Source organism: Streptomyces sp. NPDC059853 (assembly GCF_042731495.1).
Taxonomy (GTDB): Bacteria; Actinomycetota; Actinomycetes; order Streptomycetales; family Streptomycetaceae; genus Streptomyces.
Window position 1 is genome coordinate 1 of sequence record NZ_JBHWJL010000425.1, and the last position, 3255, is coordinate 3255.

Below are 3255 nucleotides of genomic sequence, written 5' to 3' on the forward strand. Positions count from 1 at the left end.
AGGTTGTACTGGTCGATCAGTCCGGCGTCCGACAGCCGCCGGGCCAGCTCCGCGCTGCCGTGGATGAAGATCGCCCCGCCCTCGCTCTCCCTGAGCGCGGCGACGTCCTCGGTGGAGCGCAGGACGGTCGTCGGCCCCCACCCGTCCACGACCGCGTCCTCGGCCAGGGTGCCGGACACCACGTACTTGGGCAGTTCCTTGTACTCGGCGTGGTCCGCCGAGCCCGGCCAGACCCGGGCGAACGCCTCGTAGCTGCGGCGGCCGAACATCAGCGCCGTGGTGTCGGCGAGTTCCTCGCCCTTGAGGGACCAGGCTTCCGGGACGAACGGAAGGTCGTTCATCACCCAGCCGCCGCTGCGGTGTCCCTCCTCCGGACCGCCGGGCGAGTCCACGACGCCGTCGAGCGAAACGAAACCGGTGTAGACCAGGCGACGCATACCGCTGTCTCCTCATGATCGGGTGAGCTGCCGGGCCCCCACGCTAGGGCGCGGGCCCGGCGGCCGTCTTGGACGGAAACGACAGCGGTACGGGCGGCGCGGGTGCCCCACAGGGGGGCGGCCGGAGAGCACGGCCCCGCTGGGCCCCGGCCCCGTCACGGACGGCTCCTCCGGCTCGTCGTACGGCCCCGGCTCCTCCGATGACGACTACTGGCGCTGATCCCCGCTCCCCCGGCGTGCCTCCTCCAGGCGCTTGCCCTCGATGTCCGGGTCGGGCAGGTGGCGGAACCAGCGCGGGTGGGACCAGATGCGGCCACCGACCAGGGCCATCACGGCCGGGACCAGGGTGAGCCGTACCACGAAGGCGTCCAGCAGGACGCCGATGGCGAAGCTGAAGCCGATCGCCTTGATGGTCGGGTCGCTGGTGAACATGAACGCCAAGAAGATGCAGAACATGATCAATGCCGCAGCGGTGACCACACGTGCCGAATGCGACATGCCGCGCACCACCGCTCCGCGTGCGTCGCCGGTCTGCGAGTAGTCCTCCTTGATGCGGGAGACGACGAAGACCTCGTAGTCGCTGGAGAGTCCGAAGATGATCGCCAGCATGATGATCGGGAGGAAGCTGACGGTCTCGGCGGGCACGATGCCGAACACGTGGCGTCCCCAGCCCCATTGGAAGAGGGCGACCTGGGCGCCGAAGGCCGCGAGGATCGACAGCAGGAAGCCGAGCACCGACTTGAGCGGGACGAAGAAGGTACGGAAGGCGAAGGTCAGCAGGATGAACGCCAGTCCCACGACCACGATCAGGAAGACGGGCAGCGCGGAGGAGAGTTTGGCGGAGACGTCGATGTTGGAGGCGGTGTTGCCGCCCACCAGGATGGTGGCGCCGGTGTTTCCCTCGATGGCGGCACGGTCGTCGCGGATGCGGTGCACCAGGCTGGTGGTCTCCGGGTCGTTCGGCCCGCTCTGCGGGGTGACCTGGATGACCGAGACGCCGCCCTCCGCGGTGAGCGGCTGCACGGCGGCGACGTCGGGCAGCTTGCCGAGGGCGGCCATCAGCTGATCGGTCTGGCTCTGCTCCGTCACCCCGTCCGCGACGACGAGCAGCGGGCCGTTGGCGCCGACGCCGAAGCCCTCGGTGATCAGGTCGTACGCCTGGCGCTGGGTGTGGGAGGTGGGCTGTGCGGCGCCGCTGGGCAGCCCGAGCCGCATATGGGTGGCGGGCAGGGCCATGACCGCGAGCAGCAGGACGCCGAGGATCAGCACCGTGACCCGGTGCCGTACGACGAAGGCGCCCCACAGCGCGCCCCGGTGCTGCTCGGGTGCGGTGGCGGCGGTGTGCGCGGTGCGCTCCAGGCGGGCGTGCAGCCGGCGGGGGCGGCTGATGAACCTCAGAATGCCCAGCCCGGCGAAGCCCAGCATGGCGGGCAGCAGGGTGAGCGCGATCAGCATGGCGATCAGTACCGCCCCGGCCGCCGCCAGGCCCATCACGGCGAGGAACGGGATGCCGACCACCGACAGTCCGCACAGCGCGATGATCACGGTGACGGCGGCGAAGACGACGGCGCTGCCCGCCGTGCCGACGGAGAGGGCGACGGAATCCTCCGGGTCCATGCCGCGCAGGAGGTGGTTGCGGTGCCGGTAGAGCACGAACAGGCCGTAGTCGATGCCGCAGGACAGCCCGAGCATGATGGCGACGGTGGTGGAGGCGGTGGCGACGTTCACCACGGCGGCGAAGGCGGCCACGGTCATGATGGTGATCAGTACGCCGAGCACCGCCGTGATGATCGGCATGCCGGCCGCCACCAGGGAGCCGAAGGTGATCAGCAGGATGATCAGGGCGACGACGACGCCGACGAGTTCGGGCCCTTCGGAGGGCGCGGTGGTCCAGCCGGGGAAGACGCTGCCGGAGTAGGCGACCCGGACCCCTGCGGCCTCGGCGGGCTGCACCGCGCGTTTCACGTCGTCCAGCGTCGAGGCGTTCACGCTGCCGGGCGCGACGGTGTACTGGACGGAGCCGAGTCCGATCGTGCCGTCCGGTGAGACCGCCCCGCCCCGGAAGGGGTCGGCGACCTCGGCGACCTGGCTGACCTTCCGCAGGTTGGCCGCCGCCTCCTCGATCCCGTCGCGCTGCCGGGTGTCGGTGATGCGCGCGTTCTCCTCGGCGGCGAACACGACCTGGGTCTGGCCGCCGCTCAGCGCGGGGACGCGCTGAGCGAGCAGATCGGTGGCGCGCTGCGACTCGGTGCCGGGGATGGTGAAGTTGTCATTGGTCTTGCCCCCGGCGGTGACCGCGACGCCGATGGTGACGACCGCGATCAGCAGCCAGCACGCCAGCACGATCCGGCGGCGCCGGAAGGACCACCTTCCGATGCGGAACAAGAACGTGGACATGGTGTTCCTTCCCGGCCGGTGCGGAGATCACAGGCGATCATCCCCGGACAGGGAGGTAGCGGACATTTACGACACGCGGCGGGCCGGCGGGCTCGGGACCGGCGCGCAGGCGCGGCCGGTCACCGGATACCGGCGGGCGGTTCCGGATCCGGGGCGGCAGGGGCGGCGGCGGGCGCGGGCGCGGGCGGGGCCGGAAGCGAGCCCTCGGTCAGCGGGGTGGTGCGGGTGAGGGCCAGGACGGCGAGCAGGGCCAGACCGTACAGCCCGGCCAGCAGCTGGAAGCCGAGGGCGAACGACCCGGTGCCGTCCTTGATCGCGCCCAGTGCGGAAATCGCCGCGAAACCACCCGCGTTGGCACAGAAGTTTCCGAATCCGGAGCTGAATCCGGCCGTGCGCTGACCGAGATAGTGCAGCCCCACCC

At 70.9% G+C, this 3255-nt stretch carries 2 protein-coding genes and 1 pseudogene; all 3 read right to left on the reverse strand.

Annotation, left to right across the window (positions count from 1 at the left end; translation table 11 throughout):
• Positions 1-437, reverse strand: a 437-nt coding sequence (locus ACFV5N_RS26145) for a dihydrofolate reductase family protein (RefSeq protein ID WP_385604504.1), incomplete at its 3' end; no start/stop codon positions are given.
• A 207-nt stretch (positions 438-644) separates the two neighbouring features.
• Positions 645-2834: an MMPL family transporter gene (locus tag ACFV5N_RS26150; RefSeq protein WP_385604507.1), complete on the reverse strand. Its 2190-nt coding sequence runs from the start codon at positions 2832-2834 to the stop codon at positions 645-647.
• 119 nt (positions 2835-2953) lie between these two features.
• Positions 2954-3255, reverse strand: a pseudogene (locus ACFV5N_RS26155) (MFS transporter); the annotation flags it as partial.

Excerpts from the sequence above, each read along its gene's own strand:
- ACFV5N_RS26150 (WP_385604507.1), bottom strand. The coding sequence starts at position 2,834 with ATGTCCACGTTCTTGTTCCGCATCGGAAGGTGGTCCTTCCGGCGCCGC.